22 protein-coding genes are annotated in these 22,682 nt (G+C 43.0%); 14 read left to right on the plus strand and 8 right to left on the minus strand.

Annotated elements, in window-relative coordinates; all coding sequences use genetic code 11:
* Positions 1-599: 599 nt before the first annotated feature.
* The 5 genes from ACED25_RS20350 (at position 600) to ACED25_RS20370 (ending at position 4,884) form a co-directional block, all read left to right on the plus strand.
* Complete coding sequence (locus tag ACED25_RS20350; protein ID WP_081325388.1) at positions 600-2,117, plus strand: ISNCY family transposase; 1,518 nt, start codon at positions 600-602, stop codon at positions 2,115-2,117.
* 276 nt (positions 2,118-2,393) lie between these two features.
* Complete coding sequence (locus ACED25_RS20355) at positions 2,394-2,837, plus strand: hypothetical protein (protein WP_102556165.1); 444 nt, start codon at positions 2,394-2,396, stop codon at positions 2,835-2,837.
* A complete protein-coding gene (locus tag ACED25_RS20360) occupies positions 2,834-4,267 on the plus strand; it encodes an XRE family transcriptional regulator (protein ID WP_017083871.1) in 1,434 nt (477 codons plus the stop codon). Before ACED25_RS20355 ends, ACED25_RS20360 begins: the two co-directional genes overlap by 4 nt.
* A gap of 118 nt (positions 4,268-4,385) precedes the next feature.
* A complete protein-coding gene (locus ACED25_RS20365; RefSeq protein WP_158008979.1) occupies positions 4,386-4,547 on the plus strand; it encodes a hypothetical protein in 162 nt (53 codons plus the stop codon).
* On the plus strand, positions 4,522-4,884 hold the full coding sequence (locus ACED25_RS20370; RefSeq protein WP_017083873.1) for a hypothetical protein: 363 nt from the start codon (positions 4,522-4,524) through the stop codon (positions 4,882-4,884). The genes ACED25_RS20365 and ACED25_RS20370 overlap by 26 nt, the downstream gene beginning before the upstream one ends.
* Positions 4,885-5,266: 382 nt before the next feature.
* Here ACED25_RS20370 and ACED25_RS20375 read toward each other — a convergent pair whose 3' ends face one another.
* Together ACED25_RS20375 and ACED25_RS20380 are read right to left on the minus strand one after the other, a co-directional pair.
* Complete coding sequence (locus ACED25_RS20375; protein WP_017083874.1) at positions 5,267-5,392, minus strand: hypothetical protein; 126 nt, start codon at positions 5,390-5,392, stop codon at positions 5,267-5,269.
* Positions 5,373-6,401: a hypothetical protein gene (locus ACED25_RS20380; RefSeq protein WP_017098634.1), complete on the minus strand. Its 1,029-nt coding sequence runs from the start codon at positions 6,399-6,401 to the stop codon at positions 5,373-5,375. The genes ACED25_RS20375 and ACED25_RS20380 overlap by 20 nt, the downstream gene beginning before the upstream one ends.
* Positions 6,402-6,963: 562 nt before the next feature.
* Between ACED25_RS20380 and trxB the strand changes: the two genes are divergently transcribed.
* The 3 genes from trxB (at position 6,964) to cydC (ending at position 11,583) form a co-directional block, all read left to right on the plus strand.
* Positions 6,964-7,923 (plus strand): thioredoxin-disulfide reductase, encoded by a 960-nt coding sequence (gene trxB, locus ACED25_RS20385; RefSeq protein ID WP_004733400.1) that lies wholly within the window; start codon positions 6,964-6,966, stop codon positions 7,921-7,923.
* 161 nt (positions 7,924-8,084) lie between these two features.
* Positions 8,085-9,869, plus strand: coding sequence for a cysteine/glutathione ABC transporter permease/ATP-binding protein CydD (gene cydD, locus ACED25_RS20390; RefSeq protein ID WP_371695944.1), 1,785 nt, complete (start codon positions 8,085-8,087; stop codon positions 9,867-9,869).
* Positions 9,862-11,583 (plus strand): cysteine/glutathione ABC transporter ATP-binding protein/permease CydC, encoded by a 1,722-nt coding sequence (gene cydC / locus ACED25_RS20395; RefSeq protein ID WP_371695945.1) that lies wholly within the window; start codon positions 9,862-9,864, stop codon positions 11,581-11,583. The genes cydD and cydC overlap by 8 nt, the downstream gene beginning before the upstream one ends.
* 154 nt (positions 11,584-11,737) lie before the next feature.
* On the opposite strand, the gene ACED25_RS20400 is transcribed toward cydC, so the two are convergent.
* The gene (locus ACED25_RS20400; RefSeq protein WP_371695946.1) at positions 11,738-12,604 is read right to left on the minus strand and encodes a LysR family transcriptional regulator; all 867 of its coding nucleotides are present in this window, start codon (positions 12,602-12,604) and stop codon (positions 11,738-11,740) included.
* Between the two features lie 142 nt (positions 12,605-12,746).
* Between ACED25_RS20400 and ACED25_RS20405 the strand changes: the two genes are divergently transcribed.
* Entirely contained in the window at positions 12,747-13,121 is a 375-nt protein-coding gene (locus tag ACED25_RS20405) for a nuclear transport factor 2 family protein (RefSeq protein ID WP_009846458.1), read from the plus strand.
* A 190-nt stretch (positions 13,122-13,311) separates the two neighbouring features.
* Here ACED25_RS20405 and proX read toward each other — a convergent pair whose 3' ends face one another.
* Genes proX through proV form a run of 3 tightly spaced genes read right to left on the minus strand, consistent with a single transcriptional unit; the run spans position 13,312 to position 16,606 of the window.
* Positions 13,312-14,319, minus strand: a complete 1,008-nt coding sequence (proX, locus tag ACED25_RS20410; protein WP_009846457.1) for a glycine betaine/L-proline ABC transporter substrate-binding protein ProX — start codon at positions 14,317-14,319, stop codon at positions 13,312-13,314.
* Entirely contained in the window at positions 14,312-15,415 is a 1,104-nt protein-coding gene (gene proW / locus ACED25_RS20415) for a glycine betaine/L-proline ABC transporter permease ProW (RefSeq protein WP_371695947.1), read from the minus strand. The genes proX and proW overlap by 8 nt, the downstream gene beginning before the upstream one ends.
* A 3-nt stretch (positions 15,416-15,418) precedes the next feature.
* Entirely contained in the window at positions 15,419-16,606 is a 1,188-nt protein-coding gene (gene proV / locus ACED25_RS20420; protein WP_371695948.1) for a glycine betaine/L-proline ABC transporter ATP-binding protein ProV, read from the minus strand.
* A gap of 680 nt (positions 16,607-17,286) precedes the next feature.
* Here proV and ACED25_RS20425 point away from each other — a divergent pair.
* Positions 17,287-18,024 carry an HAD-IIB family hydrolase gene (locus ACED25_RS20425; RefSeq protein ID WP_029223161.1) on the plus strand — a complete coding sequence of 246 codons (738 nt, stop codon included), beginning with the start codon at positions 17,287-17,289 and terminating at the stop codon, positions 18,022-18,024.
* Positions 18,025-18,062: 38 nt separating this feature from the next.
* On the opposite strand, the gene ACED25_RS20430 is transcribed toward ACED25_RS20425, so the two are convergent.
* Entirely contained in the window at positions 18,063-18,275 is a 213-nt protein-coding gene (locus ACED25_RS20430; RefSeq protein ID WP_009846453.1) for a TIGR02450 family Trp-rich protein, read from the minus strand.
* A gap of 190 nt (positions 18,276-18,465) precedes the next feature.
* Between ACED25_RS20430 and ACED25_RS20435 the strand changes: the two genes are divergently transcribed.
* Both ACED25_RS20435 and ACED25_RS20440 read left to right on the plus strand, forming a co-directional pair.
* Entirely contained in the window at positions 18,466-18,741 is a 276-nt protein-coding gene (locus ACED25_RS20435) for a nitrogenase-stabilizing/protective protein NifW (RefSeq protein ID WP_371695949.1), read from the plus strand.
* A gap of 152 nt (positions 18,742-18,893) precedes the next feature.
* Positions 18,894-20,018 carry a M14-type cytosolic carboxypeptidase gene (locus ACED25_RS20440; protein WP_029223162.1) on the plus strand — a complete coding sequence of 375 codons (1,125 nt, stop codon included), beginning with the start codon at positions 18,894-18,896 and terminating at the stop codon, positions 20,016-20,018.
* Positions 20,019-20,156: 138 nt separating this feature from the next.
* Here the strand turns inward: ACED25_RS20440 and ACED25_RS20445 are convergent, their stop codons facing one another.
* A complete protein-coding gene (locus ACED25_RS20445; protein ID WP_012603678.1) occupies positions 20,157-20,513 on the minus strand; it encodes a hypothetical protein in 357 nt (118 codons plus the stop codon).
* 364 nt (positions 20,514-20,877) lie between these two features.
* Here ACED25_RS20445 and ACED25_RS20450 point away from each other — a divergent pair, with 364 nt between their 5' ends.
* The gene (locus ACED25_RS20450; RefSeq protein WP_371695950.1) at positions 20,878-22,116 is read left to right on the plus strand and encodes a DEAD/DEAH box helicase; all 1,239 of its coding nucleotides are present in this window, start codon (positions 20,878-20,880) and stop codon (positions 22,114-22,116) included.
* 268 nt (positions 22,117-22,384) lie between these two features.
* The gene (locus tag ACED25_RS20455) at positions 22,385-22,606 is read left to right on the plus strand and encodes a hypothetical protein (RefSeq protein ID WP_009846448.1); all 222 of its coding nucleotides are present in this window, start codon (positions 22,385-22,387) and stop codon (positions 22,604-22,606) included.
* The last annotated feature ends 76 nt before the right edge of the window (positions 22,607-22,682 follow it).

A 22,682-nucleotide genomic window follows, 5' to 3' on the forward strand; every position in this document is an offset into this window, starting at 1 on the left:
GGGTTAGGTATGCCTGAAACTTGTCGTATTGATTAAGAAATACGCGAAACGGGGTAGTTCTATCTTTAAATTTAATTACGCAACAAAGCCCAAAATATCGTGTGCAGACGCATCACAAGTAGGACAAACATATTTTTTTGCTAAAGGTAAGATTAATTCACTGATTGCCTTCGAATCACTGATTTCTGCACTTCTGATATTTACACTTATTGTTTCTCCTGATTGCTAAGCGGCGTTTGTATTCTATGATCACATAATGCAGCCTTTCTTTTTACGCTTCAACAATAAATCAATAGGTTAGTGATAAAGATAATGGGGGCGGTTTTCTGTGTGGCATAACTTTGACAGCTACCGAATTTGGATAACTTTTCGTAGGGCAAAACGCACGCCCCTAAATTGTGTAGAGCATTTGCTCTAACGAACTTTGGGGCATTTTCGTGTTTGATGCCCCTCAGCAAATCTGTGATCACCAAGCGATTCTGTCGTACCTTAACTACCAAGCGACTTTGTCGTTAGCCTAATTACCGAGGGAAATTGACGGTCCTACTTTTTACGTAATCCTTTGACTATCACTGTGAATTAATCAAAGGGTGTATAGGATGATCGTTATGGATGCTAAATCCCAGCTTACCGTGGATGTCATTGCTAAAGTGGCACTTAACAAAATCTCTATTCTCAATGCCTCGAAACTGCTCAATAAATCCCACCGAACCATTGAACGTTACCTCAGGCGATACCGTACCGATGGTATTCTTTTCGTTGTTCATGGCAACACAGGAAGAGCACCCGCTAATAAAATTCCCGTGACCTTAAAGAAGCAAGTTCAAGCTCTGATAAAAGCCAAGTATTACGACTTTAACATGCTTCATTTGGCAGACATGCTGGAAGTGTTTGAAGGCATCAAAGTAAAGCGAGAGACACTTCGTACCTGGGCGCACGAAATCCATCATGTAAAACGAGCTAAACATCGCCGCTCCAAAGTAAGAAGACGACGAGAGCGCATGGAGGCAGAAGGCTTAATGCTGCAAATGGACGGCAGCCCTCACCTTTGGTTCGGGGACAAAAAGTCCTGCCTTATCGCTATGATTGATGACGCAACCAGTGACGTTCATGCGGAATTCTTTCCTTCAGAAACTACGGAAGGGTGCCTCAAAGTAATGAAGGCTTATATCGAAAAAAAGGGGCTTTTTAAGACGCTTTATGTTGATAGAGCGGGTATCTTTGGTGGACCAAAACGCTGCCACTTCTCTCAGATGCAACGAGCCTGCGAAGAGCTTGGTATAGAAATTATTTTTGCCAACTCCCCCCAAGGAAAAGGTCGTATCGAACGCGCCTTCGATACGTTCCAAGATCGTCTCGTCCCTGAGTTAAGACTGGCGGGGGTCACCGATATGAATAGCGCAAATGATTACCTGCAAAACACTTTCATCCCTGACTATTGGGCGACAACCCTCACCGTCAACGCTAAGCAGGTGCGCTCGGAACATAGGCCCGTTCCGAAACACCTAAACCTCGATGCGATATGTATCCAAAAAGAATATCGAAAAATCCGTCGGGACCATACCTTCAGTTATGGTAACGCAATGTACCAAATTACCTCTCCGTTAAGGCACTCTATCGTGAGTCAACAAGTTGAGCTACGTAAGCAACTTGATGGTAACTTCACCGCTTACTTTGCTGACCGAGAGCTGTCCATTAAAGAGCTTGTTGAGCCTAGCTCTAGGAAAGAATACGGGGAAGAAGTTCAGAAAAAGCTCGATGCTATTGAACTTGCCAAGGAGTTAGGCAATGTGAGAGAAGCTGCTCGGCAGAGCGGTTGCTCTGTCAAAAGCATTCACAACAACCGTCAACTTCTCGAAGCACACGGTCCATTAGCTTTGAAACGTATGTATGGCCAACCAAGGCACAGTAACCGCATCGATGAGAAGACTCGAAATGTCGTCATCTCATTAACGCTCAAATTACCTCATCTAACATCGATCAGGATCAGTGGTGAGATGAGAAAGCGATTTAACATCTCGATTAGTCACTCAACAGTAAGGAACATCTGGCTTGAAGAAAAGCTGAATACAAGAGAGTTACGGGAAGCTCGTGCCGAGGCATCAATTATCGAATAAGAGCAGAACTGTCATAGTTGACTACTATTAATAAGACTATGACAGAGTCCTTCGGTAATTAGACCGTCAACCTCCCTCGGTAATCACATGCCCCTCAGCAAATCTTGCCCCTCAGCAAATCTGTGATCACCAAGCGATTCTGTCGCCCCTACGCTGTGATCTAGTTCCTACCCTAATTTAGATTTCCTACTCACCTCCCACTCAAAAAACCAATTGACTTTATTCATCTTTCAAGGTAAATAGACTACAATGATTACACAACAATAAAGTTGGGTTATGATTCCTGAGTTTAACGAGCAAGGAAATCTTCCTGAGGGTATTCACTACGCCTCAATGCAAGAATTGATTGACCGTTTTGGTTACAACGCCAAAAGAGCATGGTTACTCGATGGGCTAAGTTTGTTAATCAAGAACTTGGGCTCAGCAGGGTGCAATTTAATTTATGTTGATGGCAGCTTTGTTACCGAAAAGGAAATACCTGGCGATTATGATATGGCTTGGAGCATTCAAGGCGTCGACCCAAACAAATTAGACGCTTGTTTACTACTAGCGCTTCCCGCACATAGGAATGAGATTGAACTTAAGTATAGAGGTGATGTTTTCCCAGCAGAAATACCAGAAGGTGCTAGCGGTAAGACCTTCCTTAACTTTTTCCAACAAGATAAAAATACAGGTCAAAAAAAGGGAATTGTGGCGATTAATATTGGGGGTGAGCAATGATTAAAAACTCAAGACAACTCGCACTAACGAAAAATCAAGTACAAGAATTCAATACTACTATCCATGCTCTTGAAGAGGGTACAAGCGACACTCATCCCCTTCTTATGCAAGCACAAAAAAATGCTCTTATTTTTCAACGAGACGACCTCTTGAAGGAAATAGAAGAGTACGAACAACTCTTATCAGGGGAGTTTGCTGTTTTCGATGTCGATAATATTGCTGATTTACCAAAGGCTCTTATTCGCTCAAGAATATATTTGGGCTTAACTCAGAAAGATCTTGCTGAAAAGCTAGGTATGAAAGAACAACAAATACAACGATACGAAAATACTGAGTATTCATCAGCAAGCTTCTCTACCATCGTTTCTATAATTAGAGCTCTAGACTTAAAGATAACTGAAGATGTCTTTTTACCGAAAGCATCCCGAACTAAAAATCTTTTATTAGCTAAGTTATCCGATGCCGGGTTAGAGGAATCTTTCATTGAAAAGAGGATAGCTCCGCGTGAAATACATAACTTTGATCGCGATTCTTGGGTTGAAAGAGTTTGTGAGAAAGTCAGTACCATTTTTGGGTGGACCAAAGAACAACTTCTTGGTGATGAACCTCTATCTATAGGACGAGATGGAGCATTAGTTGCTAGATTTAAGATGCCCGCAGGGGCTAATGAGCAATACGCAAGCGCATATACACAATATGCTTATACTGTTGCTAAATTAGCTATTAGATACTTCAACAAGCCTAAAGAAGTATTAAATGAAGATGCTGAAATCATCAGAAATGAAATAATCGGCAAGTACGGTGATGTTAGTTTTGAGTCTTTACTTTCTCATGCCTATGATAAAGGTGTTATCGTTCTCGGCTTAAATGATTCAGGTGCATTTCATGGCGCAACCTGGAGAATATCACACCGAAATATTGTCGTACTCAAACAAAAGACACTCCATACTTCCCGCTGGTCATTTGATTTACTGCATGAGCTATATCACGCTAGCCAACGACCAGAATTAAGTGAATTTTCATTAATTGAGTTAAGTGAAACCAGTGATGAAAGAAGGCTAGATCAGGAGGAGATCGAAGCTAACAAGTTCGCTTCTAAAGTATTATTAGGGATGGAAGCGGAAAATTACGTCAATATGTGTTTTGCAAGCGCGAATGGTAACCTTGCATGGCTCAAAAATGCTGTCATACAGATAGCAGAGCAATATGATTTAGATTGCGGTGTCTTGGCGAATCAAGTTGCAAACAAACATGACATTATGGAAAGAAAGGTCGGTCGAAAATCGACTTGGTGGGGAACCGCTCACAACTTACAACAAAAAAACTGTGATCCTAGAGAAGTGTGCAACTCAAAACTTAAAGAGCACATATCCATTGAAGATATGGATGAGTTTGATAGAGAGTTCTTTGAACAAGCCATATACACGTAAGTAAAGTTTTAATTCTTTTTAAAGCCAGCCTTTAGGTCAGTTTAGTTCGGAGTTAGAGCATTAATAACTAAACGTTTTTTGTTTATTTTCACCTAGTTGTCATTTAACAGGCTTATAGTTGAATAAGGAATGGTTGTTCACGCTCGAAGAATTCAGTGAACAAGCTGAAGAAGCAATTTTATACTCGGCAACAGAAGCTAGCCTACGATTAAACGTAGATCACGCAATTGCCATCATGAAAGAGTTAGAAGCTAATGAAGACACAGAGAGTATTCAATAGACTAGTATCAAATGACTTCGCTAATGCATCGCCTGAAGATGTTAAAACAGTTGCGTTGGCTGTTTGGCATGAGTCTTTCGTACCGACTGTAGAACACTTGAGGAAAGAAGCTTTGAAACGTGCTGGTTACTTGGTTGATAAGCTAATGCGGTTTAATTGTGTTCCTACTGCTGTAAAGCAGCAGCTGTGTAATCTACGTGACCAATTATTACAATTCGCTGAAGCAGTAACATCAAAATGTGAAAAACTAGCCAAACAATGGGGTTTAACCAGCGATCTTAAACGCGAAGTTAGTTCTTTGCTTGAATTCCAAACTAGGCACTACCAACACGCATAAACTCAGATTCAAATGAAGAGGGATTATTTATCAGTTCTATAAGTCAAAGCTTCCGAAAACTTCGACAAGGTAACGGTAGCTTTGCTTACTAGCTAAACTGATTACTTTCTTTTTTTGATGTTAATCTATAAATCATACTTTCAAAGCTCATTTCAATTGAAGCGGCTTTCACTACGACACTCCATTTTAGCTCTAAACAGTGCTATTCATTAGCCATTAAACGAGTTTTCTATCATAACCTCTTCAACAAACAACGAAGCTCTAACTATCCATTTCTAGACATATTTTGCTTGCTAGTTAAATCTGACTAAGAGTTATGGCGTTTTTAAATACAAAAAAACCAGCTCATGGCCGGTCTTATGAATTAGGTACAAGTAATAGCTCATTGCGGAGAAAGAGTAATTTTCTTTGCTTTACCAGCTTTAATTGCAGCATTACAAGCTTGCGACAACTTACGCATAGCTTCAAGCTTACGTTTGTTAGTTACTTCATTTTTTTTTAAACGCATAATTTATTCCTTCAGTGCCAAAACTACACCATGAATCATATTCTAGTTGATCTGCGTACTTCCTTGCAAGCAAATTATAGAACAATACTAACCTTTCATCTACAGCAGAAGCCGTATAAACAATCACATTTTTACTTCTCGAATGTGACAGGATCAAAGCTGCTATGACTCTACCTAAAAGGTTTAACTGCTGTCTAGTAATCGCTCTTTCTGGTTGCTCAAAGAGTGTTTGATTTTCGATGTTTGACTTTAAGTCAAACTTAATCTCAAAACAATTTTCGTTGAGTTTCATTCCTATTCGGTCTTCGGTATCCTCCAGCCTACCATCACTAAAGTCACCTTCTGTCGACGGAGTTAGGTAAACAGTGTACTCGCTCTCCATGATGTTGCATTCTATTTGATAAACAATAAAACCTAAATCAACTTCTGTTAACTCTATAGGTGGTAAGTTTCGATGATCTAAAAACTTGAATACTTCTGAAACATCACCGATTACCGTAGGATTACTAGTTTCACTATTAGAAACAATGTTGTAGTTTACAAATTTAGCTCCAGACGCCAAAGCATTTGCCTCTAATGCAGCTAAAGGAAAACCATTGTTACTAACACCAAGTACTATTAGGAGATCGTTTACTTCCCACTCAATATTGAAAAGGTCTACACAAGGGACATCTTTGCATTGAACGATACTGTCTGGTTCATTTATACAACCATGAAGATGTACCGCACTCCCTCCAGCTTTCTCAATTAAGTCATCAATATTTAAAGTGTAATGTAGAAACTCAACTCCTAGTGATTGACAATATGTTTCGAGATACATACATTCGTAATGTGCTCGATTCGGTAAAAATTGCTCATATTTATGCCGAATTTTCTTTACAAGAGCCAATACTTCACAAGGTGAAGCTCCTTGGAATGCTTGGTATTCAGGTGTATTTTTAATATCTTCATATGCAGGCAGTTCTGAAGGAACAGAAAGCCCAGCACCTGATAAAACAATCACTTTCATAGTTTGGATACGTTATTGTCTATCATAATTACCAACTTTCTGGCGTTTCGCGGTATTTTATCAATATAATACAGTCATTGGTAGTAAAGCATTGATACTTGGTTATGCAACAAGAAGATAAGACAACCATAAATCCCCCAACACTTCTAGTTTCAAGTTGCTTTGCGTAACCTAAAACGTAAAAATTAACTCAAACGCCTTAAATTGCTTCTAGCCAGAACTTGCCGATGGTTTAACTTCCTGTGAATCTACTTCGAATTAACTTTAATCTTTATCTCTCCAACAATTTATCCTTCTTAAAGAGAAGATTTTATGGCGACAAATTGGCGACAGAATCTCCCGAAATACAAAGTTATATGTTTTTATACGCAGTTAAACTTTCCATAACCTATTGATATTTATTCTAACACCTTGAAATACAAGACAGTCGATTTGATCGATTAAGTTCTAAACTATAACGATTAATTACACTTCAGCCCTTGTTTAACCTTTTATTGCCTCCATATTTTCCATACAATCCTAAGCGATTATAAATAAAAACAATTTCAATTTCGGAGTCCTCATGAGCGACGTAAAGCACTGTAATTTATTGATTCTTGGTTCTGGCCCTGCTGGCTATACAGCTGCAGTTTACGCTGCTCGTGCAAACCTAAACCCAGTACTGGTTACCGGTATGCAGCAAGGTGGTCAGCTTACCACCACAACAGAAGTTGAAAACTGGCCGGGTGATGCTGAAGGTTTAACGGGCCCTGCTCTAATGGATCGCATGAAAGAGCACGCTGAGCGCTTTGAAACAGAGATCCTGTTCGACCACATTAACGAAGTCGACCTATCTAACCGCCCTTTCCGTCTGAAAGGCGATTCTGGCGAGTACACGTGTGATGCATTGATCATCTCAACGGGCGCATCAGCTAAGTACCTAGGTTTAGATTCTGAAGAAGCATTCAAAGGCCGTGGCGTTTCTGCTTGTGCAACGTGTGATGGTTTCTTCTACCGCAACCAGAAAGTTGCAGTTGTGGGTGGTGGTAACACCGCTGTTGAAGAAGCACTTTACCTGTCTAACATCGCGTCTGAAGTTCACCTTGTTCACCGCCGTGACACGTTCCGCGCTGAAAAAATTCTAGTGAAGCGTTTAATGGACAAAGTAGAGAACGGCAACATTGTTCTTCACACTGATCGCACGCTAGACGAAGTTCTAGGCGACGACATGGGTGTAACGGGCGTTCGTATTAAAGATACTCAGTCTGACAAAACGGAAGACATCGAAGTAATGGGCGCATTCATTGCTATCGGTCACCAACCAAACACTGAAATCTTCAAAGGCCAAGTCGACATGAAAGATGACTACATCATTGTTCAGTCGGGTCTTGAAGGTAACGCAACACAAACTAGCATCCCGGGCGTGTTCGCTGCAGGTGATGTAATGGACCACAACTACCGCCAAGCAATCACTTCTGCTGGTACAGGTTGTATGGCTGCACTGGATGCTGAACGCTTCCTAGATGGCCTTAACGATAAGTAAATCTGAGATTGCAGATTTAAATATCGAAGCCCTCACCTCAGTAGATGCAGGGCGTCATCACATTTTGTTGTAAATCCCTAGAGCCCAGTGGTATATCCACTGGGCTTTCTTTTGTATACTAGCCGCCCTCAACAAATAATAATTATCATTAAGCCTTCATAATGGATAAGAAAAAACAACGCAGCTTGAACAAGTGGCTTAAGCAACAGAGTAAGTTAGCGAAACGCTGGCTTATGATTGCGATTAGCCTTGGCGTACTTTCAAGCGTGTTCTTAATTGCTCAAGCAGCTCTTCTCGCCTCTATTCTTCACCAGCTGATCATCGAGAATGTCGATAAATCTGAACTGGTTGGTCATTTCGCAGGCTTAGCATTATCGGTCGTTGGCCGTGCTGGCTGTACATGGGGACGTGAAATCGCAGGTTATCGCTGTGGTGAACAGATCCGGGTCTACATAAGGCAACTCATCCTTGATAAGTTACGTGAATTAGGCCCTGCTTACATTAAAGGTAAACCTGCCGGTACGTGGGCAACGCTGTTGCTAGAACAAGTAGAAGACATGCAAGACTTCTTCTCTCGTTACCTACCTCAGATGTCTTTATCGGTAATGATTCCATTCATTATTTTGGTTGTGGTGTTCCCTGTAAACTGGGCAGCAGGATTGATCTTCTTGATTACTGCTCCACTGGTACCGATGTTCATGGCACTTGTGGGTATGAAAGCGGCCGATGCGAACCGTAAAAACTTCAAAGCGCTACAGCGCCTTTCAGGTCACTTTTACGACCGTTTGCAGTCAATGACGACTATCCGTCTATTTGACCGCACCAACGCTGAAACAGAAGTACTTAAAGGTGCATCTGAAGTGTTCAGAACGCGTACCATGGATGTGTTGAAAATTGCTTTCTTGTCTTCTGCGGTACTTGAGTTCTTCACGTCGATCTCGATCGCGATGACGGCTGTTTACTTTGGTTTCACCTACATCGGTGAGCTTAACTTCGGCCACTACGGTGTTGGCATTACTCTATTCGCAGGTTTGTTCATCCTTATCTTGGCGCCAGAGTTTTACCAACCTCTGCGTGACTTAGGTACTTTCTACCACGCGAAGCAACAAGCAGTTGGCGCAGCCGAAAGTATTGTCGAGTTCCTAGAAACAGACATCACTAAGGTTAAATCAGGCAACACTCAACTCGATTCAGCTCAAGGCATCAATATTGAAGCTACCGACCTAAAAGTGTTAAGCCCTGAAGGTGTTCAATTAGTTGGTCCTATCTCGTTCGCACTTAACACTCGCCAATCGACGGCGTTAGTTGGCCCAAGTGGTGCGGGTAAAACAAGTTTGATCAATGCCATCCTTGGTTTCATGCCTTATGAAGGAAGCTTGAAAATCAATGGTATTGAATTGCGTGACCTCGACTTAGCCTCTTGGCGTAAAACCATTAGCTGGGTTGGTCAAAACCCGTTGCTACTGCACGGCAGCATTCGTGACAACGTCACTCTAGGTAAGCATGATATCGCTGACCAAGTTGTTGAGAATGCACTTGAGCAATCATTTGCTAGCGAGTTCGTTAACGAGCACGGCTTGGATTACATGATTTCTGATCGCTCTGGTGGCCTGTCTGTTGGTCAGTCTCAACGTTTGGCACTAGCTCGCGCAATGATTCAAGATGGCCAGTTCTGGTTGTTAGATGAACCAACTGCCAGCCTAGATACTCGTAGCGAACAGTTAGTAATGAAAGGCATCAATAGCAATATTGAAAGCCGCACTGCCCTACTTGTGACGCACCAACTCGCTCCTCTTAAATCGGTCGATAATATTCTGGTTATGCGTGATGGTGGTCTGGTTGAACAAGGTCATTACTCTCAGCTTTCAACTGCGGGTGGTTTGTTCGAAGAGATGCTGAACGCGAACTTAGCTCAACAAGATAATAAGGGTAATTTAGATGCGTGATTTACTGCCTTACCTGAAACTCTATAAAAAGCATTGGTTTGGCCTATCGCTAGGCATGCTATTGGCTTTTGCTACTCTGTCGGCTTCTATTGGCTTGTTAACGCTATCAGGCTGGTTCATTTCAGCTTCTGCGGTTGCAGGCCTTACGATTGCGCGTGAAACCTTCAACTACATGCTACCGGGTGGTGGTGTACGTGGTTTGGCAATGAGCCGTACTGCGGGTCGTTGGGGTGAACGTGTTGTCAGCCACAATGCAACATTCAAACTGTTAACTGATTTACGTATCTTCTTCTTCAAGAAGCTGGCTCCGCTGATCCCAGGTCGAATTTCAAACCTTCGTGATGCTGACCTACTGAACCGTTTGGTTGCTGATGTAGACGCCATGGATCACGTGTACTTACGTTTAGTAAGCCCAGTGACGGTGGGTGTGTTCGGGATTTTCTTCCTGACTCTATTCTTGATGTGGTTCGATAGCTCGCTTGGTTTGATCTTAGGTTCTATCCTTCTGATCATGCTGTTGGTTTGGCCAATCTTGTTCTACAAGCTGGGCAAGCGTAACGGCGGTGAACTGACACAGAACAAAGCGGATCTTCGTGTGACTACGCTAGATTGGATTGAAGGCTACAGCGAACTGACTCTGTTTGGTGCTGAAGAGCGGTACCGTAATGCGATTCTAGAAACGCAACACAAGCTGATGGCGAATCAGTTTGTGAATGCCAACCTAACAGGTATGGCGTCAGCAGCACTGATGCTGTTCAACGGTTTGACGCTTGTTCTTATGCTTTGGCTTGCGGCTGACGGTGTGGGTGGTAATGCACCAGACCCGTTCATCGCGCTAATGGCATTCGCAACCATGGCAAGCTTCGAGCTATTAATGCCAATTGCAGGTGCGTTCCAGCATTTAGGTCAAACTCTGTCTTCTGCTCGTCGCTTGAACGAAGTGATTCTGTCGGAGCCTGAAGTTCAGTTTGCTGAAGAGAAGCTCGACATCAACAAGCCGCTTGATATTACGTTCTCAAACGTGACGTTCAACTACCCTGATTCTGAGCGTAGTGTTCTGAACGCTGTTGACCTAACGATCCCTGCCACGCACAAGGTTGCGATTGTTGGTCAAACGGGTTCTGGTAAATCGACTCTGATTCAGCTTCTAACTCGCTACTGGGATCCTAAAAAGGGCTACATCTCAATCGCGGGCATTGAACTAACACAATGGAACGAGTCACAACTGCGTGAATCAATCAGTGTAGTAAGCCAACGTGTCGACATTCTAAATGGTACTTTGCGTGACAACTTGTTGATTGCGAAACCAGATGCCAACGATGAGCACCTAGCTAACATCCTTAAAGACGTTGGTCTAGAAAAGCTGCTTGAGAATGACGGTCTTGATAGCTGGTTAGGTGACGGTGGTCGTCAACTGTCTGGTGGTGAGAAGCGCCGTATTGGCATCGCACGTGCCATTCTTCATGATGCCCCTATCCTGCTTCTAGATGAGCCAACAGAAGGCTTAGATAAGCAAACTGAGCAGAGCATCATGGCGCTGTTCGAGAAGCACTTCGAAGGCAAGACGGTTATCTTCATTACGCACCGCTTGATTGGTCTGGAATCGATGGATTCGATCGTTCTGATTGAACAAGGCGAGATTGTTGAACACGGCTCTCATGAGAAGCTGTTAAACGAAGCAGGACGTTATTTCCAACTTCGTCAGGCAATCTAGCTCCTCATAAGTTATAAAGAAAACCATTCAAAGCCCGAGTTTATACTCGGGCTTTTTTGTGTCTTTATGTTTTTGTATCATCACTCTTGAGCAATCTATTAGGCAAGTTTGGTTTTAAGCCTCTTTACTAAATCACTGACTTATCGAATTGGTTTTAAACAAAGTTCTGTTTGAGCTTCTCTTCTAACGCTTGAACGCACAGTTTGATGGCAATCGGTGTGTTTGAGGCGAATGGGTTCAACGCATAAACCGTGTTAGTGGGTAGTTGAAAACTTGGTAAGAGATCGACCACTTCATTTGATAGTTGATGAAGATAGAAGTCTGGGATCACACCAATGCCAACGCCAGATTTGATCAACGCGAGACAACTATGAAAGGAGTTCGTAGTGCAGCTTGCTTGTTGTTGGTAAATAAAGTTTTGATCTGTTTGAGAAGTAAAGTGATGAGAGACTTGCTTACCTTGCCATGAGTTAGCAATGTAAGGAATAGATTCAAGCTCACGAGAACGCATGCTTTCAACGCCACACAACACGTCTTTAAACTCGCCCAAGCGTTTCTGCTTTAGGTTACTGTCACGAGAAGTTCCTACTCGTACTGCGAGATCAATATCGTGTTCCATGAAATCTAAGTGCTGATCATCGCTTATCAGCTCGGGTTTTAGCTTGGGATATTGCTTCATTAGATCTGCGACAACAGGGGCGACGAGCAAGTCCATAAGAGCATTCGGTGCAGTAATACGAATCCGACCTTGTGGCTCTTCTAGCTCAGCTTTAGCCATATCCCAAGCCGAGTCAGCAATCACGTTAATGTCTTTGCAACTCAAATAAAAACGTTCACCCATACTGGTCAGAGTTTGTCTGCGTGTTGTGCGCTTGAGAAGTGAAGCCCCTAACTCTTGTTCCAGAATTTTGAGGTGCTGACTGACGACGGACTTAGACAACTCAAGCTTTTCAGCCGCAGCTGATACTGAGCCCTGCTCTACGATGTGAGCGAAAATCGACATCTGCTTTAGCTTACTCATCTTATTGTTCTCTTTTTACACACAGTATTTTCTATTATCTCTGTTTTTCAACTTAATTTCCAAGACTAAACTGAATCCAACTTATCGAGACACCCAAATCAAAGACACAGTGTTTGAAAGAAAACTGATATGGAGAAAGACAATGTTAAACAACCAAATTTTAGAAGCATGTAAGCAAGGCATTAACGCGTGGCAGAAAGCATTCAACAGCCAAGATGCGAAAGGTTGTGCAGATCAATATGCTGAAAGCTGTGTAATGGAAGCGCGTCCATTTGGTACTTTTGAAGGTCGTGAAGCGATTCAAGCATTTTGGCAAAACATCATCGACCAAGGTTTCAAAGACGTTGATTACACAGACGTTACGTGGGAAGAGCACCCAGAAGGCGGCTACATTTTGACGGCTAGTTGGACAATGAACAAAGCGTTTGGTGTGGTGCACCGTGAGCACTGGGCACTAGAAGCGGATGGTTGTGCTCGTTTAATCAGCGATGATTTTGAGGTTCAAGGCGAACGCTAGCCTGCTCGCTTTTAAAAGAACAAGCCGCTTTAAAAAATAATGCGATAACAGTAGTTATGTCGCTAAAAAATAGTTATGTCGCTAGAAAATAGTTATGTCGCTAGAAAAACAAAGGCCGGTAGTCTGAATCAGACTACCGGCCTTCTCTTTTTATTCCAGCCTGTTATCGACTGCTTACGAAAAACAACCGTTATAGTGCCGCTTTCTTCGCTTCTGTAATCCAAGCATCAAACGTATTTCGGTTCGCTTTGATCCAACCGTTTACGTGCGCTTCAATATCAGCCGAGCTGTTCTTACCTTTACTCATCATCATGTTCTGAGCACTTACATCATTGATGTTAAGTTTGATGATTTCAAAAAGCTTCGCCGCAGATGGGTTGTTCTTAGCAAACTCTTTGTTCGCAATAATACGCATCGAGTTCATTTCGAAGCCGTAGTTCTTACCGTTAGACAAAGTCGTATCAACATTCGCACGATCACCCGGAAGTGAAGAGAATGGAACTTCTAACCAAACTACGTCTTCGTTAGGAACCAATACACCACTTACCCAATAAGGTGTCCACGTGTAGTAAAGAACTGACTCGCCCTTTTGGTAACGTGAAATCGTATCTGCGATGATCGCTGCATAGTTACCTTGGTTGTGAGTAACGGTATCGTCCAATTTGAATGCAGAGATTTGGTGTTCGATGACCATCTCACAACCCCAACCAGGGTTACAGCCCGTCAGGTCTGCTTTGCCATCACCATCAGCATCAAACAGCTTAGCGATTTTTGGATCAGTCAATTGACCAATGTTAGTGATGTTGTACTTTTCTGCCGTTTTCTTATCAATAAGGTAACCTTGAGCGGCACCACTTACATACTGGCCTTCACGGTAGAATTTGTCATCGCCACCCGCCATTTTGTATTTGTCAGCGTGGAGTGGGAACCAACCTACTGTTAGGAACGTTGCGTCACCTTTTGCGATAGAAGTGTAAGCTACGTTGTAGTCCACTTCTTGCGTTGATTTCACATCATAACCAAGCTCTTCTAAAGCACGGTTAACAATCAGTGTTTGGAACGTTTCTTCAGCAACTGAAGATTGAACAGGCTGAACTGATACACCTTCACCCGGTAAGCTTGCAGCCCACACGTTCGTTGATACAGCCAGTGTCGAAACGATGCTAACGGCTAGCTTACTCTTCCATGAATTATTCATTGGTGTTTTTCCTTAGTTGTAGTTCTGATTGTTTACCGCGATTTAAAGCTTTTAGCACAAGGGAAACAGGCCCCATGTGATACCAGCGTAATTTTGTATTACCTGCATTTACCCCGAGAACTTGGGTAATGCGGTCAAGTAGGATTGCAAGAATAACAATGCCTAGGCCACCAACAGCGGCCAATCCCATATCCAGTCGGCCAATACCTCTCAGTACCATTTGACCTAATCCACCTACCGCGATCATTGATGCGATAACCACCATCGATAGCGACAGCATCAGTGTTTGGTTCACGCCCGCCATGATGGTTGGCAGTGCAAGTGGTAGTTGAATTCGGTAAAGCATCTGCTTTTTGCTGGCACCGAATGAGTGACCCGCTTCGATCAACTCTTCCGGTACTTGCTGAATACCCAAGATAGTCAAACGTACAACAGGAGGAAGTGCGAATATGATCGTCACCACCACACCTGGAACGTTACCGATACCAAACAACATTACGATGGGCACAAGATAAACGAAGGCTGGCGTCGTTTGCATGGCATCAAGAATTGGGCGTACGAATTTAGCCGCGGTATTGCTGCGAGCGAGCCATATCCCCATGGGTAAGCCGATCAGCAGACAGAAGAATACCGATGTCATGACGAGTGAAAGTGTGGTCATCGCTTCAGACCAAGCGCCAATCAAGCCAATAAAAGTCAAAGAAACGGCTGTAGCCAAACCAAGCTTCAGGTTTGAAAACTGCCATGCAACAAGAAACAAAATGATCAACATGAATGGTGCAGGTGTCGACACCAACGCCGTTTCAAATGAACTTAGAATGAAATCGATAGGCACACGGATTGCTTGAAACAATGGACGTCCGTGCTCAACTAACCAATTCAGTCCAGACTCTACCCAAATGTCGACGGGCAAAACTGCTTCTGAAAAAGGGTTAAGTGGATCAAAAGGTGTCGTTTCGACTGTTTCGCTGCTTAACCAATCTGCTGATGGTGAGGTATCAGCTGCTTGACCCCAAGGATCACTTGATGGCTGAGCTGTCGCTCCTGAGTTAGTAGACTGAGACCATGGGTCATTATTTGTTTGTTCAGACGACATGATCTACCCCTTATCCAATGTTTGTAACAGTCGCGACTTAGTTACCACGCCAAAGTAATTACCTTGCTCATCCACAACAGGAACGGAGTAAGGCACACCGCCAACAAGGCCAAGCACACCGTTGATTGGTAAATCAGGGTTCAGCGTTAGGCCATCATCGAGCTGCGCACTGACGAGTGATTTGTTCTCTTTGTGTGCTTTACGAAGGGAATCAACAGAGACAATGCCGGAGTAACGACTGCTTTTCTCAACAACAATGCCGTATTCACGGTCGTTATCCATCAAGATTTGTAGAGCGGACGCTGGGCCGTCATGTTCTGATTTTTTAAATACCGCCGCTGGCTTCTTACGTGCAATGTCTTTCACCGTAAGAACACTTGCTACATTCACACCGCGGAAGAAAGCTTCGACATAATCGTTCGCTGGGTTGTTAAGAATTTCGTCTGGGGTACCCACTTGAACCACCTCACCGTTTTGCATAATGGCAATACGGTCACCGATTCGCATCGCTTCATCCAAATCATGGGAGATGAAAACAATGGTTCGTTTATCGTCATTTTGAAGGCGAATAAGCTCATCTTGCATTTCAGTACGAATCAAAGGATCGAGCGCCGAGAATGCTTCATCCATCAACAAGATATCAGGGTCACATGCTAGAGCACGAGCCAAACCAACACGCTGCTTCATACCGCCAGACAATTCATCAGGGTAAGATTCTGAATACGGCCCGAGACCGACTCGTTCCAACGCTTCAAATGCTGACTGTTTTCTCTTATCGACTTCAACACCCGCTAGTTCAAGACCAAACGCGGCGTTTTCAATCACTGTCATGTGAGGCATCAATGCGAAGTTTTGGAAAACCATGGAGATGTTGTTGCGACGGACTTCGCGGAGCTCATCTTCTGAGGTGTGGGCAATGTCTTTGCCTCGAAGAAGCACATTACCTTTGGTAGGTTCAATCAAGCGGTTAAGAAGGCGTACTAGGGTTGATTTGCCAGATCCTGACAGTCCCATTATGACGAAAATCTCGCCTTCTTGAATGCTAAGAGAAACATCGTTAACGCCGATCGTTAACCCTGTTTCTTCGAAAACTTTATCTTTGTTCGCGCCTTCATTAATCATTGTAAAAGCACGGTCGGTGTCTTCACCAAACACCTTGTACAGTCCCTTAACTTCCAGTATGGGATCCATGTAATTTAATCCTTTCTTAGTTATCTAAACTAATAGTTATTTAAACTCAAAACCGATTATTTAAACTTAAAAACGGTTATTTAAACCCGAAAAACGATTAGCACTCTAAGCAATTAACCCATGCAAATCAAGGGGCACCGTTCTGTAAAGTCGATGGAAAACCGTTAAACCCCCAGCCCAAACAAAGGTCAAATATCAAGCCCATACAAAGCAAAATATTGATAATAAAGAAATTTAAATCACACTCAACACCTGCGGCATTATGTATTACTTACAGATAGATTATTGAATATTTATTTCACATCAGAACAATTAATAGGCTAAATAGACCAAGAATATGCACAAATAGTTCGTGTACAAATAATTCGAATACAAACCAATTAAGAGGATTTAAACGCCACTAAGACCGGTAAATTAACACCATTACGAGGCGCGCACTCCCAATGACTTTTACACACATATGAAGGGCAATCTGGATAGAGTCCGTCCAATTAGGCACAGATCGGATTGATACCTTCATCTCCGATATAGAAGACATAACACCAACTGTGATACTTGCTGCAAACTGTCAAAAGTCGATTACCCAGGCCGAAAGACAACTTGTAGAGTACACATTGCTGATCCATTCTTTATCTAAAGGCTGGATACTCTTTCGGACAGATAAAAGGACAGGTATTAGAATGATAAAAATGCTGGTGTGTGACTTTGATGGCACGCTTGATGGCGGCTCGTCTCATGGGGTTGATCAGTTGTTTAACTACTTAACAAAACAACCGGATATCCGCTTTATCATCGCGACAGGTAGAACACTGCCCTCAATTCGTGTGGGTTTAGCTTCTGACAACTACCCGAAACCACACACGATTATCAGCGACGTAGGCACGAGAATTCATCACGAGCACTCCCAAACACCGGATCACACCTGGCACAATCAATTAGAAGCGTCTTGGAACAAGTCAAAGGTTGAGTCTGCACTTGCATCGCTCGATTTCATGGGAGAGCGCTTAGAGAGCCATCAAGGGGAATACAAGATCACTTTCGAAGGAAAACTCTCAGAGCCTCAACATGAGCTGATCGCATCTCGTCTGGAATCACACGGTTTAGATGTACACCTTACTTATTCCCACGATTGGTACTTAGATATCACGCCTAAGGGTGTCAACAAGGCCACAGCGATTCATCATCTACTTAAACAACATCAGTTAAGCATTGAAGAGGTATGCGTGGCTGGCGACTCAGCGAACGACACCTCAATGCTAACCATAGATGGCGTAAATTCAATATTGGTCGCGAATCATTACCCTGAGATCGCTCACCTGTCCGATCGAGATAACGTATACACCAGCAGAGCAACACATGCAGAGGGTGTGTTAGAAGGCCTTAAATACTGGCAAGGGCTTGCTGCGTCGGGGAATTAATACAAGTGTATCAAGCAGATTGCCTCGACTTGATACACTTATTTCCAACCAGGAAGCCAATGATCCTTATCGGTTAGATCGCGCCAGTTAATGTCTTCTTCTCGTTTCGTCATCACCGCTTCTATTAAGCAACGAATGACCTCCCCTTCTTCGAATTCGACCTCAGTGATCATAAAGTGCTTTTCTTTCTTTACTGGGCTAACGGCCGTCCATTTACTGCGAAGTAGTTTCTTTGGATTGATTCGATTCATTGATTCCCCTATCTGGTTGGGTAGTTGTCACTGTTCGTTAGTACTTTATCTATAATCCTCAAAGAGTTAAAAAGATCACTTCATGTTAAGAAAGCCTACGGTTCAACCCCAGGTAAGTCATAACTAAAATCAATAAAATAAATCGTGAACTCGGTACAATAGTTGCCACCAGTTCACAAACAAACTCCCCATGAGCCAAACAGAGTTCCAACAAAAAATAGCGAGCTTTACTTCGATTGAACAAGCGCTTGATTACTTCGAAATAGGCTTTGATAGCAAGTTCATCGACCAAAATAGAATAGAGCTTGTGAAGCGCTTCAATGGTTATCTGATCCTGTCAAAGCCGGATGATTGGTTTGCTGGAAGAAGAGCGCTGAAAAATGCGTACTGTAAGGTGCAACGCAGTAAACTCGATCGCTATACACGCTCTGCCTGTCGTGGTTGCACGACTTGCCAACGTCGATAGCTCAAAGTTAACCGTTAAATAGCTGTCGATTTAAAAGTAGGCAGCTAAAAAACAGATAGCTGAAATAACATCTCATTACGATTTAGTTAGTGGTTTGCTCGAAAAAAAGTGTGCTAATCTTACGGCAACTCAACTACGAGATAAAAACTACAATGAAAATTTTCAGCAACTTCGAAAGCGGCAACATTCACGTCGTTTCAGCAGATTCACCACAAAACATTCAACTAACTATTCCAGCGGATAATCAAACTGAAATCGCACAATGGTTTCATTTCCGCTTAGAAAGTGAAGCTCAACAAGCTCACCACTTTGAAATCGGCCAATTGGCAACATCTGCCTACCCTGAAGGCTGGAAAGATTATGATGTGGTTGCATCGTATGACCGTGAAGAGTGGTTCCGCATTCCATCTCAATTCGATGGCGACACTTTAAGCTTTGATATCATTCCTGAACACGATTCAATGTACTTCGCGTACTTCGCACCGTATTCATACGATCGTCATCAAGATCTCCTGCACAGTGCTCAAACGCACCCTGCTTGTAAGCTAGAAACTCTGGGCCATACGTTAGATAACAACGACATCACTTTGCTAACCATCGGTGAGCCAAGTGCAGAGAAGAAAAACATCTGGGTTATTGGTCGCCAACATCCGGGCGAGACCATGGCTGAATGGCTGATCGAAGGTCTGCTGCAACGCTTGCTTGATGAAACAGACACAGTTGGTCGTTCACTTCTAGACAGCGTTGTATTCCGCGTTGTACCTAACATGAACCCAGACGGCAGTATCCGTGGTCACCTACGCACTAACGGTATTGGCGTTAACCTAAACCGTGAATGGCAGTCACCTTCTATGGAACGCAGCCCTGAGGTTTTCCTTGTTCGCGAGCGCATGCTAGAAACTGGCGTTGACCTTTGTCTAGACATCCACGGTGACGAAGCGATTCCATATAACTTTGTTGCTGGTAGTGAAGGTACGCCTTCATACAATGAGCGCATTGCAAAACTAGAGAATCACTTCAAGCAAGCTCTTCTTACTATCACGCCAGAGTTCCAAGATGAATTTGGCTACGATAAAGACGAACCGGGCAAAGCAAATATGACCGTCGGTACAAACTGGATCGGCGAACAGTTCAAGTGTTTGGCATACACTGTCGAGATGCCATTTAAAGATCACATCAGCCACGCTGACGAACTGTACGGTTGGTCTCCAGAGCGCAGTGTTGCATTTGGTCACGACATGCTAGCAGCGGTTTGGGCAACAGTCGACGAGCTATAAGACGAAGCAAACTTGTTAGTTTGTCTTTAGAAGTAGTTTGTTCATATAGATGACAAAGCCCAGCACTCGTCAAAGTGCTGGGCTTTTTATATCAGATAACGATGAGTTACTTGGGTTTTAGGCATTTAGATGCTTTGCTTATGCCACTCTAAGGTTCGCGAAGAAAACCGGGTACCTTTGCCTAATGTGTCGTTGTTCAGCCACCATATCTTTGAAACTCGGGCCTTGTGATAACAGAACGATCACTTCATCGCCTTCTTGCCTCAATACAGAACCACGAATATCAATGCTGTTATTACCATGCAACCATAAAGTGCCTGCCATTGAGAAGCCTCGATAGACCGGGATGATGTTACTCATCATCAAGCGCACGCCTTTTTCAGAAACTTCACTGACATGAAAAAGTTCATCTTTGATTCGTATCACTGGGCGCGCCTTTTTAGGGTACTTCAGGCGGTAATACTCACGTTTCTGGGTGAATGACTCTTCACTCATCGATGACTCCCTGTCTCTATTTTTATTTCTATTTATTAAAAAACAAGCTAGTAAAACAACTCAAAAACACACCATACCGTTGGCTCTATTCATCCTTTAACTTCTAACCTAGATTCAAAACAAAGATGCCAACCAAATGGATAACTGATAATTATATCGACTTTGTGATCAATTGCTTTAGGTTTTTACTCCAAAATATTCATAGTCTTTAGGATTCAATAAAAAATGGGATGTAAGTCGTCTATCTCAAATTCGATTTCGCCATATTAAGACTAAAGAGCAAGCTGAAGTTCACCGATAAACTGATTCTCTAACTTTTGACGTCCTGTTAAACTCCACCTCCCTTTTGATACTTGGTTCATTTATGTCATTTGATAGCCTAACCCTTAACCCAAAAACCGTCTCCGCGATCCCATCTCAATTCAATAAGCCGACAGAGGTACAGCAAGCGGTAATTCCTACAATTATTGCGGGGAAAGACGTGCTGGCGTTGGCTCAAACGGGTAGCGGAAAAACGTTGGCATTTGGCTTACCTTTGCTGAACAGCATCAAGCATGATGTAAATGAACTACAAGCGATAATCATTGTTCCAACCCGTGAACTTGCCTCTCAAGTAGCCAAAGCACTAGAACCCATCGCAACCACACTTGATATCAAAACGGTGACACTGACTGGTGGAGTTGATATCGAGATCCAGCAACAGCAATTGTTAGAAAAGCCACAACTCGTGATCGCAACTCCTGGCCGCCTACATGCCGTTATTCAAGAGAACAAGCTCGAGCTAACCCAATGCAGGTCTTTAGTTCTTGATGAGGCAGACCGTTTACTCGACATGGGATTTTGGCCAGATGTTCAAACCATTATTTCTGCTCTTCCTAAAAAGCATCAAACACTGCTGTTTTCGGCTACGCTGCCAAAAGAGCTGTTCAGTCAGATTGAGGCGCTTCTTGTTAATCCAGTAAAGGTTACGACGCATCAAGAAAACAGCGTGGTCGCGGCTATTGAAGAAACTCTGTACTTAGTGAACAAAGGCAGTAAAGCTCAAGCGCTGATCGCCCTAGTCAATCAGCACGCATGGTCGCAGGTATTGGTATTTATTGGCGCAAAAGACAATGCAGATGCATTAACCAAGCGATTGAGTAAAGCCAAAATAAGTGTGAATGCGCTACACGGAAATAAGAGCCAAGAAGAGCGAGAGCAAGCATTAGAGAGTTTCAAAAATGGCACGACTCGTGTGCTTATCGCCACCGACGTTATGGCTAGAGGCATCCATATTGATCAACTACCTGTCGTAATTAACTTTGATTTGCCATCGCATTCGGCGACTTACGTACACCGAGTTGGTCGCACAGCAAGAGCAGGAAGTACTGGCAGCGCGATCTCTCTGGTTAGCCACAGCGAAACTGACTACCTGAATGCAATTCGTACTCTGACCAATAAACCTCTTATGCTACAAGCGTTGGAAGGCTTCCCAGTTACAGACAAACCTGCATCTGAAGCGACAGCTCGCAAACGTCCGCCTAAAGACAAAATGGCTAACCGAAGAACCGCAAAAAAGAAGAGTGTTAAGCAATTTAAGAGCAAACCAAGTTCTTCGAAATAACCTGTTATTCAAAGTAACCACAGAAAATCGAATAGCCCAGTTTGCACTGGGCTTTTTTATGGTTGATCTCATATTAGCAGGACCAAAATACAAACTTATGCCCTCAAACCTCCATAAAGATGCCAACCTAAATGACACTTTTATGAATTATGATGCCAAGGTATTGATTCTTGGTTGCTCAAAAAAAATACTCTAAAATCACGTTGACGCCCCTATATCTGACAACTAGATTTTTCTATTAGTGTCTAAAAACCGGGAGGTCATTGAAATGAAACGTGCAAGCTCTACATATCGATTACAACTGATTAAGGAAGTGGCTACTCGCCGAGATCGTCAGCGTTCTAATGACCCGATGGCAAACTACATACAAAACCTAATAGACAACAAAGATGACTGTGATACCTCGGTGGAACGTAACCAGAGATTCAGTGGCAGTCATTTTGATGAGCATATTGGTGGTTGGGTTAGCGACCATTGGGGTAGCAAGTAAGCCTATATCTCTAGTCACTGATATAGTCGATAGAACAGCATCGTTAGCTGTAGAATTAATATCCGTATTAACCTAT

The organism is Vibrio sp. 1F263, assembly GCF_041439035.1.
Lineage (GTDB): Bacteria > Pseudomonadota > Gammaproteobacteria > Enterobacterales > Vibrionaceae > Vibrio > Vibrio tasmaniensis_A.